The 16,694-nt window shown below is 60.9% G+C and carries 13 protein-coding genes; 6 read left to right on the top strand and 7 right to left on the bottom strand.

Annotation, left to right across the window (positions count from 1 at the left end):
* Nucleotides 1-117 precede the first annotated feature (117 nt).
* Nucleotides 118-2,586, bottom strand: a complete 2,469-nt coding sequence (locus tag QMX98_RS07270; protein ID WP_282410494.1) for a DUF3141 domain-containing protein — start codon at nt 2,584-2,586, stop codon at nt 118-120.
* Between the two features lie 242 nt (nt 2,587-2,828).
* Between QMX98_RS07270 and phaP the strand changes: the two genes are divergently transcribed.
* A complete protein-coding gene (phaP, locus tag QMX98_RS07265) occupies nt 2,829-3,398 on the top strand; it encodes a TIGR01841 family phasin (RefSeq protein ID WP_077748474.1) in 570 nt (189 codons plus the stop codon).
* A 38-nt stretch (nt 3,399-3,436) separates the two neighbouring features.
* Here the strand turns inward: phaP and phaR are convergent, their stop codons facing one another.
* The 6 genes from phaR to QMX98_RS07235 form a co-directional block, all read right to left on the bottom strand.
* Nucleotides 3,437-3,985, bottom strand: coding sequence for a polyhydroxyalkanoate synthesis repressor PhaR (gene phaR / locus QMX98_RS07260; RefSeq protein WP_144443475.1), 549 nt, complete (start codon nt 3,983-3,985; stop codon nt 3,437-3,439).
* 186 nt (nt 3,986-4,171) lie between these two features.
* Nucleotides 4,172-5,440 (bottom strand): OprD family porin, encoded by a 1,269-nt coding sequence (locus tag QMX98_RS07255; protein ID WP_010460319.1) that lies wholly within the window; start codon nt 5,438-5,440, stop codon nt 4,172-4,174.
* Between the two features lie 128 nt (nt 5,441-5,568).
* A complete protein-coding gene (locus QMX98_RS07250) occupies nt 5,569-7,341 on the bottom strand; it encodes an acyl-CoA dehydrogenase C-terminal domain-containing protein (RefSeq protein ID WP_282410493.1) in 1,773 nt (590 codons plus the stop codon).
* Nucleotides 7,342-7,404: 63 nt separating this feature from the next.
* Nucleotides 7,405-9,075 carry a cation acetate symporter gene (locus tag QMX98_RS07245; RefSeq protein ID WP_010460315.1) on the bottom strand — a complete coding sequence of 557 codons (1,671 nt, stop codon included), beginning with the start codon at nt 9,073-9,075 and terminating at the stop codon, nt 7,405-7,407.
* Nucleotides 9,075-9,401 (bottom strand): DUF485 domain-containing protein, encoded by a 327-nt coding sequence (locus QMX98_RS07240; RefSeq protein WP_010460314.1) that lies wholly within the window; start codon nt 9,399-9,401, stop codon nt 9,075-9,077. Before QMX98_RS07240 ends, QMX98_RS07245 begins: the two co-directional genes overlap by 1 nt.
* 121 nt (nt 9,402-9,522) lie before the next feature.
* Nucleotides 9,523-11,145 carry an acyl-CoA synthetase gene (locus QMX98_RS07235; protein WP_010460312.1) on the bottom strand — a complete coding sequence of 541 codons (1,623 nt, stop codon included), beginning with the start codon at nt 11,143-11,145 and terminating at the stop codon, nt 9,523-9,525.
* 231 nt (nt 11,146-11,376) lie between these two features.
* On the opposite strand from QMX98_RS07235, the gene QMX98_RS07230 reads away from it, so the two are divergent.
* The 5 genes from QMX98_RS07230 to QMX98_RS07210 all read left to right on the top strand — a co-directional run bounded on the left by QMX98_RS07230 (nt 11,377) and on the right by QMX98_RS07210 (nt 16,674).
* Nucleotides 11,377-13,653 (top strand): PAS domain S-box protein, encoded by a 2,277-nt coding sequence (locus tag QMX98_RS07230; RefSeq protein WP_083376748.1) that lies wholly within the window; start codon nt 11,377-11,379, stop codon nt 13,651-13,653.
* A gap of 4 nt (nt 13,654-13,657) precedes the next feature.
* On the top strand, nt 13,658-14,293 hold the full coding sequence (locus tag QMX98_RS07225; protein WP_010460308.1) for a response regulator transcription factor: 636 nt from the start codon (nt 13,658-13,660) through the stop codon (nt 14,291-14,293).
* A gap of 78 nt (nt 14,294-14,371) precedes the next feature.
* Complete coding sequence (locus tag QMX98_RS07220; RefSeq protein ID WP_077748470.1) at nt 14,372-15,460, top strand: AI-2E family transporter; 1,089 nt, start codon at nt 14,372-14,374, stop codon at nt 15,458-15,460.
* Nucleotides 15,457-16,188, top strand: a complete 732-nt coding sequence (locus tag QMX98_RS07215; RefSeq protein WP_083376751.1) for a hypothetical protein — start codon at nt 15,457-15,459, stop codon at nt 16,186-16,188. The genes QMX98_RS07220 and QMX98_RS07215 overlap by 4 nt, the downstream gene beginning before the upstream one ends.
* A gap of 21 nt (nt 16,189-16,209) precedes the next feature.
* On the top strand, nt 16,210-16,674 hold the full coding sequence (locus QMX98_RS07210; RefSeq protein ID WP_010460302.1) for a MaoC family dehydratase: 465 nt from the start codon (nt 16,210-16,212) through the stop codon (nt 16,672-16,674).
* Nucleotides 16,675-16,694: the final 20 nt, after the last annotated feature.

The following is a 16,694-nucleotide window of genomic DNA, read 5'->3' as shown; positions in this document are numbered from 1 at the left end:
AGGGAGCTTGCTCCCGCTGGGTCGCGAAGCGGCCCCAAAAGCCATGCGACTGCTTCGCAGCCGAGCGGGAGCAAGCTCCCTCGCCACACACATAGGCTCGCTCCCACAAGTGGCTCATCAGGGAGCAGGAGGTTTCTTCGCGGCTTTTTTGCCCTTCGCGGGTTTGCGCGTTTTTGTCAGCGTTCCCGGGGCAATTGGCTCAGCGACGACCACGGGGGCGCTTTGTTTGGCGGGCTCTGGTGCGACGACCGCGGTTTTCGGCTTGATCGGCTCCGGGGTTTTCGTCGGGGTTTCCTCCTCGACAACATCGGCTGCGCCCGGAGGTTGAGTCAGGTTGAACCCCGGCAGTGGCACGTCGAGCAGCGTGTGCAGCTCACACCAGAACGGATTGTCTGCGCCGCTGGTCAGCAGTTCCGGCAGCATGTTGGCGACGGCGGCCAGCACTTGCTGGCGTTCTTCGACCTCGGCCAGCATCAGGGGCAGACTTTGCAGGCTTTCCTGCGGATGGGTGGCGACCAGCAGTTTTTGCAGGCGCAGGGTTTCGCGCAAGTCCAGCGGCTCGGCGCTGTAGTCCTGCAGCAGCACCTGCAATTGCAGGATGAGTTTCTCGACGCTTTGCTTGCCCGGTTCGTCGCTGTCGCGGCCCAGCAGGAACAGGATCCGGATCAAGGCTTCCATCAAGCCGCCGAGGGGCAGGGCGTCCTGAAGGCGGTCGATCAGGACTTTATCGTGCTGCTCGGCATGCGCCTGGAGATTGCGAGCCGGTACGTTGCCGGTAAGGCTGTTGAGCACGCCATACACGCCGTAAAAGCTCATTTCCTGAGCGGCATCACGCAGGTCCCGATAGCCGTTCAAGGCATCCTGTATCTGGTTGGAAAACAATGCCTGCCAGGCCAGCAACGGATTGGACGGGTTTGCCGGCTGACGGTTCTTGCTCACCTGGGAGGCACTGCCTGCCAACCACCAGAGCGCCGGGTTCAAACTGTTCCACATCACCTGTTGCTGGTGAAACGGGTGGGCCTTGCGCATCAGCTCGGCGGTCGGCTCGTTGATCAACTGGCGCAACCACGGCCTTACAAACCCGTCGTAAAGGGTGTTGTTGAAATCAGAGGCACGCTCGACCAGCGCAAATTCGCGATCATCGTCACGGGGCGCCTGCGCGTCACCGTGGATGTCGGCGATACGTCGTCGCTCGAAACGCACGGCGTAGGGCGTTGGCGAATGTTCCGGCAGGTCCTCGATGAGCATTTCATAGAGCCCGCCCGGCAGTTCGTTGATCGCGTCGACGGCGCCCAACAACTCCCGGTGCTCACGCCGCGCGACTTCGCCGGAAACAAAGATGCCCAGATGGCCAATGCTCGCGTGCCGCAGGTAAACGATGGTGCGACCGGCATTTTGCAGGGCGAGATCGCTGGGGTAGACGTCGGTGATCCAGTCCAGTGCTTGCTGCGGCGAGGTGATGTTGTCGCCATAGGAACAGAACACCACCACCGGCACTTCGATGCGTTTGAGGTCGAGCCCGCTGCTCTTGCGCCCGAGGCCGCCGGACAGTTGGTTGCCGATGAACAGGTCATCGACAATCATCTCGATCTCTTCGCCATTGAGCAGGGTCGGGCTGCCCCACCAGCGTTCGAAATCGAGGAAGCGCGGAGCCTCGCTGTCGACTTCGCTGAACAGGTGGTAGTACTTGCCCCACCAGGTGTTGGCCGGGTCGAGGCTTTCGAAATTGCTCACCAGCCAAGTGCCGTCGAAACGGTCATTGCCCAGGTCGCTGCCCAGGCGTGCCATCCAGCCGCCGCCCAGCAAACCGCCGGTGTAGCGCATCGGATTGCGGCCATTAACGCCCGCCCAGTAGGACAACGGCGCGCCATTGACGATGATCAGTCCCGGCAGTTCCGGACGGGTCGCCGCCAGGCCCATCAACGCCCAGCCGGCCTGGCAGTTGCCGATCACCACGGGTTTGGTGCTGGCGGGGTGTCGCGCGCTGACCTCTTCGATAAACCGCGCCTGGGCTAAAACAATGTCCGCCAGGGTTTGCCCCGGGCGTGGCGAATGGCTGAACGAGATGAAATAGGTCGGGTGACCGGCGCGCAGGCTTTCGCCGATGACCGAATCCTGTTTGAAACCGCCAATCCCTGAACCGTGGCCGCCGCGCGGGTCAATGATGATCACCGGCTGCTTTTTGCTGTCGAGCTGTTGCCCGGGGCCCGCGATGATCTGCAGCAGCGAGTAGTTGACCGGGCGCGGCAGGTCTTCACCGGCAATCAGGGTTTCATGGTTGAACTTGAGCAGCAGCGGATACCCGGCGCGTTCGTGGGCCAGGGTGTTGTCGCCGCGCTGACGCAAGGTGTCCCAGAACAGCACGCTGCGTTGGCCAAGGTCGGTGAAGTATTCCTGCCAGTCAGCGGCGGTCGGCTGCTTGAGTTGTTCAAGACTTGAAGGTGCGTAGGTTTTGGCTTGGCGCTGTTGCACGGCGTCAATAACGTTGCGGGTATTGAGGCGCTGCAGATGGTTCAGGTGCTCGAACACACCGGACGCAGTCGAAAGCCCTTTATCTTGCAGCGCAATATTTTCTTCCTGACCCATCGTGAACTCCTGACGCCATGCGTGGGAACGTTGCCCTGACTAATAGCAATCAAGCCGGTCGTTCGATTTTCACGAGTGTATAGGGAATAACGGTCAAGGAAGCGAACTTTATTGTGCGCCGCACAAAATAGCCGTTGCCAAATAGTTTTGTGCACTGCAATATCAAGGCTAACGCGATGTCTGGCAGGATCGCTATCGCGTCCTCAGGCCCATCCGGGCCTTCCAGAACCAGGAGATAAAGCATGTCTTTTTTCAATTCGGAAAAACTGCAAACCGCTCAGAAAGCCAACCTCGATCTTTTGCAGCAGATCAGCGGCAAAGTCTTCGCCAGCGTTGAACAGCTGAGCCAGTTGCAGTTCAAGGCACTGCGCGACTCCACCGAAGAGCACTTCGAAGGCGTGCGCAAGCTGCTGGCCGTGCGTGATCCACAAGGTTTTGCCGATTTGCAGGCATCGTTTACCCAGCCGAGCGCGCAGGCCGAACGTCTGGCCGAGTTCAATCGTCAGGTTCAAGCGCTGATCGTGGGCACGCAGTCGGACATCGCCAAACTGACGTCGAGTCAGGTCGAGGCGGGCACCCAGCAGGTCAATGAGTTTGTTGAATCGATCAGCAAGAATGCACCGGCCGGCTCCGAGCCTGTCGTGGCTGCATTCAAGTCGGGCCTTGCCAATGCCAGTACCGTGTTTGAAAGTGCACAGAAAGCCGTGAAACAGGCTTCCGATGTGGCTCAGAGCAATTTTGACGCCGCCACTGCCGCTGCCACCAAAGCAGCACCAGAAGCGAGCGCCAAGGCCACCAGCGGTAACAAGTAAGTCATTTCAGGCCAGCGGCACAAACGATGGCGATGGGTTTATTCCCCATCGCCATTTTTTTTCGGCCCGTTATCGGTGCCGGGCTTGGCGCCAAACATGCCGAACAGGTTCTGGGTATTGAGGTACAAGGCCTTGGACTGGTCGACATACTGGCGCATCAGGTCCTGCATGACCGGGGCCTGTTGATGCATGAAGTCGCTCCAGGCTTCGGATGACTGCGCGCCGGTCTGGGACTGGATGTCGATGACGGTCTGGATGCTTTTATCCAGGTAGCTGCCGAGCACACCCTGGTACGGACCGTAGAACTGGATAATCCCCATCAGCATCTCGCTGGTGAAGATCGGCTCGCCGCCGCTTTCGGCTTCCAGAATCACTTGCAGCAGGATACTGCGCGTCAGGTCTTCGCCGCTCTTGGCATCGACCACCTTAAACGCAACTTTATCGACGACCAGTTGGCGCACATCCGCCAGCGTCAAATGACTGCTGGTGTGGGTGTCGTAGAGTCGGCGATTGGGGTATTTCTTGATCAGGCGGGGGGTGGTATCAGTCATGCGGGGCGTCTCGCGGCGGGCCTGGTTTGCAGGCATCTTAACCTACTCTCATGTTTGGCGCCTTTGAGGCCGCCTTCGCGAGCAGGCTCGCTCCTACCGTTGACCGCGTTCCCCTTGTGGGGGCGAGCCTGCTCGCGAAGAGGCTCGCCATCTCAGCGAAAATCCACAACAAAAAGGGGAACTGCGCCGCCAAGCGAGTCCCCCCTTGTGAAGTCTGATTCGTTACCAGATCGGCAGGGTGTAGCTGACAATCAAGCGATTCTCATCCAGATCGCTGCCGAAGTTAGTTGAACGCACCGTCGCATTACGCCATTTCACCCCGACATTCTTCAGCGGACCGCTCTGCACGACATAACCAATGTCGGTATCACGCTCCCATTCCTTGCCTTCGGGACGGTTGCCGCCCAGGTCGATATTGTCGCCAGTGATATAGCGGGTCATGAAGGTCAGGCCCGGCACGCCCATGGCCGCGAAGTTGTAGTCGTAACGCGCCTGCCAGGATTTTTCGTCCTTGCTGGCGAAGTCACCGATCTGCACGAAGTTCACCAGAAACGCGTCGGTGCCGTTGATGTAGGCAAAACCGGTGTCGCCGCTCATGCCTTGATAACCCAGGCCAAACGCGTGACCGCCGAGGCTGTAGGTGAACATGGCGCCAATCGCATTGTTGTCGACATTGCTGCCGCCATCATCCGTGGAGCGGGCAAAGCGCAGGTCTGTCTTGAACGATTGCCCCGTCGTTACCGGCATCACGTAGGTCAGGTTCACCAGGTGCTGGCTGTAGAAATTGTCGAGGTGGCCGTAGCTGTAGCCGGTGGCGAGGTTGCTGGTCCATTTGTAGTTCAGGCTGGCGAAATCAAAGCTGTCGCTGTCGAGGTGCCGCGTGGTGATGCCTTTGGCGCCGGTCCGGGTGATGCCCATGTCCTCGTAGTCCGAGGAGTCACGCTGATTGACCTGGGTTAGCCGCCCGGCATCCACGGTCAAGCCTTCAATCTCCAGCGAGTTCAATTGACCGCCCTTGAAGGTTTGTGGCAACAGCCGTGAATCGTTGGCCAGCACCGTCGGCAATTTCGGCAGCAGCGTGCCGAGTTTCAGGGTGCTTTTGGAGGCGCGCAGTTTGGCGGTCAATCCCAGTTCGCCGTACTCGTCCTGAGCGCCTTTGCTCGTGTCGCGATGGCGTTTGAGCAGGCCGGAACCGGCGCGATCAGGACTCGAATCAAGCTTGACGCCGACCAGGCCGATGGCATCGAAACCGACACCGACCAAACCGTCGGTGAAGCCCGACTCATAGCGCAGCAGGAAACCCTGGGCCCATTCCTCTTGTTTGGATTGGGCGGCGTTGTCCTGGCGATAATCCCGATTGAAATAGAAGTTGCGCAGCTCAAGGCTGGCCTTGCTGTCTTTGACAAAGTCAGCCGCGGCGGGGGCCGAGAGGCTGATGACGCCGCCGGCCAGCAATAGTCGGGTAGCGAGGATGCGGGTGTTGCGGTCCATGGTGAAGCCCCTTTGTTTTTATTATGGAAAGACAGGTCCCGCGGCCCTCGCCGGGTGGACGAGGGCTTATCAATAAAAAAACGCGGACGCCGAATCGAGAGGAGCGTGGCGCCGCGTCGGTTCAATCGTTAGAACTGTTCGGCGCTCAGGCCGTACAACGAGGCGCTGCCGGCGAGAATGGAATGCTCCAGGCTCAATGTGCGCGGAAGCAGGCGACGGATGTAGAAATCGGCGGTGGCGATCTTCGCGCCATAGAACTTGGGGTCCTCGCTGAGTTTATTCTTCGCAACCTGGGCCATGCGCGCCCAGAGCCAGGCGTAGGCGACGTAACCGAACAGGTGCAAATACTCGACCGAAGCCGCGCCGATTTCGTTGCGATTGGTGGCGGCCTGGTCTTGCAGCCAGTCGCTCAGGTTTTCCAGACGCTGCACGGCATCGAACAGTTGCACGGAGTAGGGCGCGTCAGGCTGATGGGCGAAACGACGGATCTCCCCGGTGAACTGACGCAGCGCGAAGCCGCTGTCGGCCAACACTTTGCGGCCGAGCAGGTCCAGCGCCTGAATGCCGTTGGTGCCTTCGTAGATCTGCGCGATGCGCACGTCACGGACCAACTGTTCCTGGCCCCATTCGCGGATGTAGCCATGGCCGCCGAACACTTGCTGGCCGTTGATGCAGCTTTCCAGACCCGTGTCGGTGAAGAACGCCTTGGCCACTGGTGTCAGCAGCGCGACCAGGGTTTGTGCGCTGTCGCGCTCCTGGGCGTCATCGGAGAACTTCGCCAGGTCCAGTTGTTGACCGACGTAACTGGCAAACGCGCGACCACCTTCGGTCATGGCTTTCATGCTCAGCAACATGCGGCGCACATCGGGGTGGACGATGATCGGATCAGCCACTTTGTCCGGGGCCATCGCGCCGGTCGGTGCGCGGCTCTGTACACGTTCACGGGCGTAAGCCACGGCGCTCTGATAGGACGCTTGCGCACAGCCGATGCCCTGAATGCCGATGGACAGGCGCTCGTAGTTCATCATGGTGAACATCGCCGCCAGGCCTTTGTTGGCTTCGCCGACCAGCCAACCGCTGGCGCCGTCGAAGTTCATCACGCAGGTGGCGGAAGCCTTGATGCCCATCTTGTGTTCGATCGAACCGCAGCTCACGGCATTGGCGTCGCCAAGGGAACCGTCGGCATTGACCAGCACCTTGGGCACGACGAACAGCGAGATCCCTTTCGGTCCGGCTGGCGCGTCCGGCAGTTTGGCCAGCACCAGATGGATGATGTTTTCCGTCAGGTCCTGATCGCCACCGGTGATGAAGATCTTGCTGCCGGTGATGCTGAAACTGCCGTCGGCCCGGGGTTCGGCGCGGGTGCGGATGATCCCCAGATCAGTGCCGGCATGCGCTTCGGTCAAGCACATGGAACCGGCCCAGCGGCCTTCGTACATCGGTGGCAAATACAGGTTTTTCAGGGTCTCGCTGGCGTGGGCATCCAGCGCCAGGCAGGCCCCGGAACTCAAGGCCGAATACAGGGCGAAGCTTGAGTTGGCGCCGTAGAGCATTTCTTCGAACTGCACAGCAAGCATCTTCGGCATGCCCATGCCGCCAAAATCGGCATTACCGGAAAGCCCCACCCAGCCGCCTTCGATGAAGGTGGCATAAGCCTGTTTGAAGCCGATCGGCGTGCTGACCTGGCCATCGAGCCACTGGGCGCCTTCTTCGTCGCCGCTGCGATTCAACGGCGCAATCAGGTGCGAAGTGACTTTCGCCGCTTCCTCAAGAATGGCGTCAGCGGTGGCGGCGTCGACCGTGTCGGCCAGGGCCGGCAAGCGCGCCCACAGGGCCGGGGCATCGAACACTTCGTGCAGCACAAAGCGCATGTCGCGCAGCGGGGCGTTGAATTCGGGCATAACGTGAACCTCAAAAGGTGTGCGGTGGGCACGGCGCCGTTACGGTAGACCGTGCCCTTTCAATCAATGAGCGGAAGCGCTGGCGGCGCCGAGGCCGGTCTGGGCGCGAACGAACTGGTCGGCGTAGGCGTCACGCTCCTTGTCGGCGCGCACGCTGCGGTCGAGTTTCGACACCACGACGATCACGAAGAACGCCAGCGGCATGGAGAACAGCGCCGGGTGGTCGTAGGGGAAGATCGCGTGAGCGTGACCGAGCACGGTGACCCAGACCGCTGGCGACAGGATCACCAGCACCAGTGCGCAGATCAGGCCGGCAAAACCGCCGAGGATCGCGCCTTTGGTGGTCAGGCCTTTCCAGTACATGGCCATGATCAGCACCGGGAAGTTGGTCGACGCGGCAATGCCGAAGGTCAGGCCTACCAGAAACGCGACGTTCATCTTCTCGAACAGAATGCCCAACAGAATCGCGATGATGCCCAGGCCTACCGTCGCCATGCGCGTCACGCGCATTTCCTGTTTCTGGCTGGCCTTGCCTTTCTTGAACACCGTGGCGTAGAGGTCATGGGAAATCGCCGAGGCACCGGCCAGGGCCAGTCCGGAGACCACCGCCAGAATGGTGGCGAAGGCCACGGCCGAGAGGAAACCGAAGAACAGGTTGCCGCCCACTGCTTTGGCAAGGTGCATGGCAACCATGTTGCCGCCGCCGATCAGGGCGCCGCCGACTTCACCGTTGACGTAGTACTGCGGGTCGGTGCCGATGATGACCATCGCGGCAAAGCCCAGGGTGCAGACCACCAGGAAGAAGAAACCGATAAAGCCTGTCGCGTAGAACACCGACTTGCGTGCTTCCTTGGCGTTCGGCACGGTGAAGAAACGCATCAGGATGTGCGGCAGACCGGCAATCCCGAACACCAGCCCCAACGACATCGACGCGGTGTTGATCGGGTCGGCGAGCATCGAGCCTGGCCCCATGATGTTCCAGCCGCTGGCATGGGCCTGGACGGCTTTGTCGGCCAGGGTTTCGTAGCTGAAACCAAACTGCGACATGGCCATCACCGCCAGGGTGGTTCCGCCGGCGAGCAGCAGCACAGCCTTGATGATTTGCACCCAGGTGGTGGCAATCATGCCGCCGAAGATCACGTAGACCAGCATCAATGCACCGACGATCACCACCGCAACCGGGTAGTCGAGACCGAACAGCAACTTGATCAACTGACCGGCCCCGACCATCTGCACGATCAGGTAGCAGCACACCACTGTCAGCGAACCGAACGCGGCGAAGATCCGCACCTTGTTCTGGTCGAGGCGATAGGAAACGATGTCGGCGAAGGTGTAGCGGCCCAGGTTGCGCAGGCGCTCGGCCATCAGGAAGGTGATGATCGGCCAGCCGACAAAGAAGCCGATGGTGTAGATGAAGCCATCGTAGCCCTTGGCAAACACCAGGCTGGACAGCCCCAGCAGCGTGGCGGCGGACATGTAGTCACCGGCAATTGCCAGGCCGTTCTGGAACCCGGTAATGCCACCGCCAGCGGTGTAGAAGTCCGACGTGGATTTGGTTTGCCGTGCGGCCCACCAGGTAATCGCCAGGGTGCCCAGCACGAAGACAAAGAACATGCCGATCGCATGCAGGTTCAGCGGTTGTTTTTCCACTGCGCCCATTGTCGGGGCGGCGAGGACGATGGAGGCCGGCAACAGGCCGGCAGCGGCGAGGATGAGCTTACGCAGCAGGTTCATCACTTGCTCTCCTCGAGAATGGCGGCGCCCAGTGCATCGAAACGCGTGTTGGCGCGGTAGACGTACCAACCGGTCAGCAGCCAGGAAAAAATGATGATCGCCGCACCCACCGGCATGCCCAGGGTCAACATCCGATGCTCGGCGACTGGCGCATGCAGCCATTGCGGGGCAAACGCCACCACCAGCATGAATCCGTAGTAAGTGCCCAGCACGGCGGCACTCAGCGACCAGGCCAGGCGCGAACGGCTGCTCACCAATTGAAGGAATTTCGGATTGGTCCGAATGCGTTCACAACGTTGGGTATCGGTTGAATGGATGTCGATCATGGGTGGCTCCACATTGTTTTTGTTATGTGTCTGGGGGCAGGGCAGGGCCGAATTCGGCCTGCACGAGCCCGAAGCGGCAGATGAAACACCTGCCGCCGGGTAGGTAAAACGTCGGTTCGGGTTAAAGCGCTTTAGCCCTGTCGCGCAGGACGTACTTCTGGATTTTGCCGGTGGACGTTTTCGGCAACAGGGTGAAGATCACCGTGCGCGGGACTTTGAAGCCCGCCAGATGCTCGCGGCAGAAACTGATGATGTCGGCCTCGCGAACGTCCTGGTGGTCGGCCTTCAAGGTGATGAACGCACACGGCGTTTCTCCCCATTTTTCATCGGGACGGGCAACCACGGCTGCTTCCATCACGCCCGGATGGCGATACAGCACGCCTTCCAGTTCGATGGTGGAAATGTTCTCGCCGCCGGAAATGATGATGTCCTTGAGTCGGTCCTTGATCTCGACATAACCATTGGGATGACACACCGCCAGGTCACCGGTGTGGAACCAGCCGCCTTCGAATGCTTCGGCGGTGGCGGTCGGGTTTTTCAGGTAGCCCTTCATCACGGTGTTGCCGCGCATGAAGATCTCACCGATGGTCTGACCGTCCCGTGGGGTAGGTTCCAGCGTCTTTGAGTCGCCGACCATCACACCTTCAAGCGTCGGGTAGCGCACGCCCTGACGGGATTTGATCTGTGCCCGTTCGTCCAGCGGTAACTCATCCCATTCGGCATGCCAGGCGCAGAGCGTCACCGGACCGTAGGTTTCGGTCAGGCCATAGACGTGCGTGACCTTGATGCCCATTTCTTCCACGGCGCCGATCACTTTGGCGGGCGGTGCAGCACCGGCAACCATGGCGTTGACCGGGTGGTCGATGGCCGCTTTCGCCGATTCCGGCATGTTGACCAATGCATTGAGCACGATAGGCGCAGCACACAGGTGCGTGATTTGATGCTCGCGAATCAGCGTGAGGATTTTCTGCGGATCGACCCGGCGCAGGAACACATGCACACCGGCCATGGCGGTGATGATCCACGGGTAGCACCAACCGTTGCAGTGAAACATCGGCAGGGTCCAGAGGTAGACCGGATGGTTGCCCATGGCCCAGGTCATCTGGTTGCCCAGCGAGTTCAGGTACGCGCCGCGATGGTGGTAGACCACACCTTTCGGGTTGCCGGTGGTGCCGGAGGTGTAGTTCAGCGAGATGGCTTGCCACTCGTTGTCCGGCCATTGCCAGGCGTAATCCGGATCGCCTTCGGCCAGCAGCGCTTCATAATCCAGGTCGCTGACGGCCTTGCCTTCGCCGTATTCCGGGTCATTGACGTCGATGACCAGCGGCGGGTGATCGAGCATGCCGATGGCCGCGTGAATCACGTCATGGAATTCACGGTCGGTGATCAGCACCTTGGCTTCACCATGCTGCAGCATGAAGGCAATGGCTTCGGCATCCAGGCGCACGTTGAGCGGGTTGAGCACGGCGCCGATCATCGGCACGCCAAAATGCACTTCAAGCATCTCGGGAATGTTGGGCAGCATCACCGCCACCGTATCGTTCTTGCCGATGCCACGACCGGCCAGCGCCGAGGCCAGACGCCGGCAACGGGTGTAGGTCTGCGCCCAGGTACGACGGATCGAACCGTGGATCACGGCGGGGTAGTGGGGGTAAACGCTGGCAGTGCGTTCGATGAAGCTGAGCGGCGACAAAGCAATGTGATTGACAGCCGAAGGGCCTAGCCCTTGTTCATAGATCGACATGACGGGTACTCGGTGGCTGATTGTTAGCTCTATGGATGGGCCTGTTCAGCGTAGCCGCTGAGGTCATCCTTTATGTCCGGTGTGCTTTATATAACAATCTGCCACGGATATGGAAGTACAACCTACGCAGTATAGTATATGTACTATATTTGATTCTTCTGCCTCCAAATGAATGCGGCGATACCTCTAGCGCCGGTATATTCTTGGCTCCCCCGACAATGCGGACCTGTGATGACCCTGACTCCCGTTCGATTGCACAGCTGGTTGCGCCTGCAGCGCGAGGGCGTGTCCCTGGCCGCTCGGGCGGATGCGTTGTGCCGTGCGCTGCAGGAATGTCCCGAGGTGCGGCGGGCGGTTTACCTGAGCTGGCAACCCAGCGCGCGAATTTACAGCCACGAAGGCGCCGCCCAGCATTTCCCGCCGGGCCTTGGCGATCCATCGCTGGCCAGCGATCAGCTGCTGTTTGATCGGCTGGGCGAGACCGGGCGCCTGGACCTGGCCCAGGTGCGGCAACTCGATTGCTGGCTGTCGGGCCGATTACGCCGCGCAGCCATCAGCCATGGCCAAGTGTTTGATCTGGCCTTGCAGGCGGGGCAGTCAGGCCTGTTGCTGGTGGAAGTCTGCGACGGCGTGAGTCTGGACTGGCTGGGTTGGGTGCAGGATTTGTTGACCACCTTGCTCAGCAGCGTCAACGGCATGCTGCGGGGGTCGCCGCTGTTGGGGCACGACCCACAACCGAGTCTGTTGCTCGATGCGCAGGGCCGACCGCTGGAGTTCAATGCGGCGCTGCTGGCCCTGCTCGCGGAAAAGCCGCTGACCGAGGTGCTGGGCTTTTTGCCGGTCAATCATCGGGTGTTGGTGCGTGCCTGCCTCGACCAGCAACGTGCCATCGAAGGGGTCGAGGCCCAGTTCGAGGCGCAGATTCTGATCTGGACGTTTATCCCCGATCCCCAGGACAACCGCGTGCTCGCCCGTTGCCGCGACGCCACGGTACAAGTATTGGCCGAACGCGAAGCCGCCACGGCCCGCCGGTTGTACCGGCTGATCATCGAGAACACCACCGACCTGATTTCCCGGCACACCCCGGACGGGCGTTTTCTCGATGCCTCGCCGGCATCCTGGACATTGCTTGGCTACTGGCCCGAAGAGTTGCGCGGGCAAATGGCCCAGGGCCTGTTTCACGGCCAGGACCTCGCCAACCTGGTGCAGCGTGCGCGGGACGCGCTGGAGCAGGACGGTTATCACACCATGACGTACCGCATTCGCCATCGCGCCGGGCATTACCTGTGGTTCGAAACCGCCAGCCGGGCGATCCGTGAAACCTACACCGGCGCGGTGGTCGAGGTGGTCAGTGTGTCCCGGGACATCACCGCCCGGGTACAGGCCGAAGAGAACAAGCGGCGCCTGGCGGAAGTGGTCGAGGCCAACACCGATCCGGTGTTGTTCATCGACCCTGACGGGCAAGTCACTTACCTCAACCCGGCGGCACGGCGCATCCTCGATATCGACGAGCAACAACCGATGCCGGCCCTGGCGCAGCTGTTTGCCAGCGCTGACCTGACGCGCCTGCAACGTGACGGCTGGAGCAGCGCCGAACGCGACGGCGTGTGGAGCACCGATGCACGGTTGCAACCGCCCGGTGGCGGCACGTCGGTGCCGGTGTCGCTGGTGCTGCTGGCGCACCGTTCGGCCGGCGGCGAGCGCTACTACTCTTTGGTGGCGCGGGACATGACCGAGCGTGAATTGCGCGAGGTGCAACAGCGCCGCCATCAAGACGAATTGGCCCACACCGCACGGTTGGTGACCCTGGGCGAGCTGGCCTCGGGCATTGCCCACGAAATCAACCAGCCACTGGCCGCCGTGGTCAATTACGCCAATGCCAGCCAACGCTATTTACAGACGCTCGACACCAACCCCGAGGCCGCCGAACGCGTGGCGAAAGGACTGCAACGCATCACCCATCACGCCACCCATGCCTCGGAAGTGATCAAGCGCTTACGGGCGTTTCTGCGCAAGGGGCAGCGGCGCATGCAGGCCCTGAATTTTACCGACGTCGCCCGTGAGGCCGTGCGTTTGTGTGCCTGGGAAGCGAGCAATTGCCAAGTGACAATCGAGGATCGACTGCCGGATAATCTGCCGCCCGTTTATGCCGACCGGGTGTTGCTGGAGCAAGTGCTGCTCAATCTGTTGCGCAATGCCATCGACGCCAATCGCGAACAACATCCGGGGCAGCCCTCGCTGATCGTGATGACGGCGGAGCAGGGCGGTGGTGCCACCGTGGAAATCCGTGTGCAAGACCAGGGGCCGGGCGTCAGTGAGCCCGAACTGGAGCAGATATTTACCCCGTTCTATACCAGCAAGGCCGATGGCCTGGGCCTTGGCTTGTCCATGAGCCGCAGCATCATCGAAGGTTTCGGCGGTGAATTGCAGGCTCGGCGCCAACCGGTCGGGCTGCTGATGGGTTGCCGCTTGCCGCTTGCCGGCCCAACAAAACAACAACAGGAATAACGCAATGGCAGGTGTGACTGAGCACGTGGTGTATGTGGTCGACGATGACCAGGGCATGCTCGATTCAACGGTCTGGCTGTTGGAATCGGTCGGGCTCAAGGCCTTGCCCTTTACCAGTGGCGTGGAGTTTCTCAGCGCCTGTGATGCCACGCTCGACGCCTGCGTGCTGCTGGATGTGCGCATGCCCGGCATGGGCGGGTTGAACGTGCAGGAAGAAATGCGCGCTCGGGAGTTGAACCTGCCGATCATCTTCGTCAGCGGCCACGCCGATGTGCCCATCGTGGTGCGCGCGTTCAAGGCAGGCGCCCATGACTTCATCGAAAAACCTTATAACGAGCAGTTGTTGCTGGACAGCGTGCAACAGGCGCTGAGCAACTGCGCGGCCAACCGTTCGGGTAATCAGGGCCATGACGCCTTGCAAGCCCGTTTGCTGACACTGACCCCCCGCGAGCGCGATGTCTTGCTGCCGCTGGTGCAGGGTTACACCACTCGGGAAATCGCCGAGCAACTGGGCGTCAGCGCAAAAACCGTCGACCTGTATCGCTCACGCGTGATGAAGCGCATGCAGGCCAGCAACCTGCCGGACCTGGTGGGCATGGCCATTGCCGCCGGACTGGTCGATCCACTGAAATTGCGTTGAGGCCTCACGCCGTGTATTGAGCGTCTATGCTGGGCTAACCGATCCGCTACCGTTGCAGTGATCTGCAAGGAGCCACCCGTGGAGCCCACACCCTTTACCGAGAAAACGCTGAGCCGCACCCTGCTCGATGTAATGATTCGTGCCGGGTTGATCGCGGTGCTGGTACTTTTCTGTTTCCAGATATTCAGCCCGTTCCGCGACTTGATGTTGTGGTCGCTGATCCTGGCGATCACCCTCTATCCGCTGCAAGAGCGACTCAGGGGGAGCCACAAACCCGGGCACGTCGCGACGCTGATCATTCTGATCGCCATCGTCATCCTGATGGTGCCGATCTACCTGCTGGGCACCTCGATTGCCGATTCGGTCGAACGGGCGATGGAAGTCGTCAAGGGCGGCGGTTTTCACATTCCACCGCCGGCCGAGTCAGTTGCCAGTTGGCCGTTGGTGGGCCGGCCACTCTCTGATCTGTGGTTTCAAGCCTCCACCAATCTTCCCGAGCTGACCGCCAAATACGTACCGCAAATCAAACATGTCAGCCTGGGCCTGTTGGGTAAACTCGCGGGTGTCGGCATGGGTTTCCTGACGTTCATCTTCGCCTTGATCATTGCCGGGATTTTCATGGCCCATGGCGAAGGCGGCAGTCGCGCCGCGGTCCAGATTGCCTCCAGAGTCAGCGGTCCGGCACGGGGCCCGAAAATCGCTGAACTGTGCACCGCCACCATCCGTGCGGTGGCGTTGGGCGTGGTCGGCATCGCGTTCATCCAGATGCTGCTGGTGGGCCTCGGCTTTGTCTTCAAGGGCATCCCCGGTGCCGGTCTGCTGGCCTTGGCGGTGCTGCTGCTCGGCATCATGCAATTGCCGGTGACGCTGATTACGCTACCGGTGATTGCCTTCGTCTTTGCAACCGAAGGCGCCAGCACCGCGACCATTATTTTCGCCATCTATGTGTTCATTGCCGGCCTGGTGGACAACGTCCTCAAGCCCTTGTTGCTGGGGCGCGGTGTCGACGTGCCGATGCCGGTGGTGTTGATTGGTGCGTTGGGCGGCATGGTCACCAGTGGCATCATCGGGCTGTTCATCGGGCCAGTGGTCCTTGCCGTCGGCTATCAATTATTCTGGCAGTGGGTGCAGGATCGACCATCGGAAACAGGAGGGCCGCCACTGTGAATGCGCAGGATCATCCACTGCTGGATCAGGTGCTGATCGCCCATGGCGGTCTGGACCGCTGGAACAGCTTCAACACTGTGCGCGCCACCCTGGTGACCGGCGGCTCGCTCTGGGCCGCGAAAGGGCTGACCCAAGACAGCGCCCCTCGCCAGATGACCGTTTGGCTGCATGAACAGAAAGCCTCGGTAACCCCCTTCGGTGGCCCGGATAAACGGACAGCCTATTCACCCGATCGAATCGCCATCGAAACCACCGACGGGCAGGTGATCGCCGAGCGCCAGGCGCCCCGGCAATCCTTTGGCGACCACACCGAAAACACCCCGTGGGATCCACTGCATCGCGCGTACTTCAACGGGTATGCGCTCTGGTCCTACCTGACCATGCCTTTTTTGTTCAAGTGGCCGGGTGTGGTGACCGAGGAAATCGAACCCTGGCAAGAAGCAACCGAGCGCTGGCGCCGTTTGCGGGTGCACTTTCCCGAAAGCATCGCCACGCACTGCGCCGCACAGGATTTCTACTTCGGTGAAGACTTCCTGCTGCGGCGACACGACTACAACGTGGATGTCAGTGGTGGTATGCCTGCCACCCAATATGTGTCTGACTACATCGAGGCTGACGGGCTGCGCATGCCCGGCAAGCGTCGTGCCTACCGACGCGGGAAGGACGGCCTGGCTGACATGGATGCCTTGCTGGTAGCCATCGATCTCAGCGAAATCGGCTATTCCTGATGCGCTGCGCAGGGAACAATCATGACCGTACATGCCTGGGAAAAACTCTACCTCGATGACCTGAGCCTGGGTCAGCAGTTCGAAAGCGACAGCGTGCGGGTCCATCGAGCGTCGATGCTGGCCTTCGCCCAGGAGTACGACCCGCAACCGTTTCATCTCGACCCTGAAGCTGCCGAGTTGAGCCTGTTCCGCGGCCTGGCCGCCAGCGGCTGGAACACCGCCGCCCTGACCATGAAGCTGCTGGTGGACAGCGTGCCGTTGGCGGACGGCATCATCGGGTTGGGCATCGAGCTGAGCTGGCCGACACCGACTTACCCCGATGACCTGTTGCGCCTGCAATGCACCGTGCAGGCCATCGACCCGTCCAGCTCCAAACCCGACCGGGGCGTAGTGACGATGTTCATGGAGACCCTCAATCAAAATGACAAGGTGGTGCAGCGAGCCACCGGCAAATTGTTGGTCTTCAGGAGACCGCCGCCTGACTGAAAAGTAGTCATGGGTTTTAG

Origin of the sequence: Pseudomonas sp. PS02303 (assembly GCF_029959925.1) — a bacterium.
In the GTDB taxonomy this organism is placed as follows: domain Bacteria; phylum Pseudomonadota; class Gammaproteobacteria; order Pseudomonadales; family Pseudomonadaceae; genus Aquipseudomonas; species Aquipseudomonas mandelii.
The sequence above is the reverse complement of the archived record's forward strand: the minus strand, read 5'-3'. Positions and strand labels throughout refer to the sequence as shown.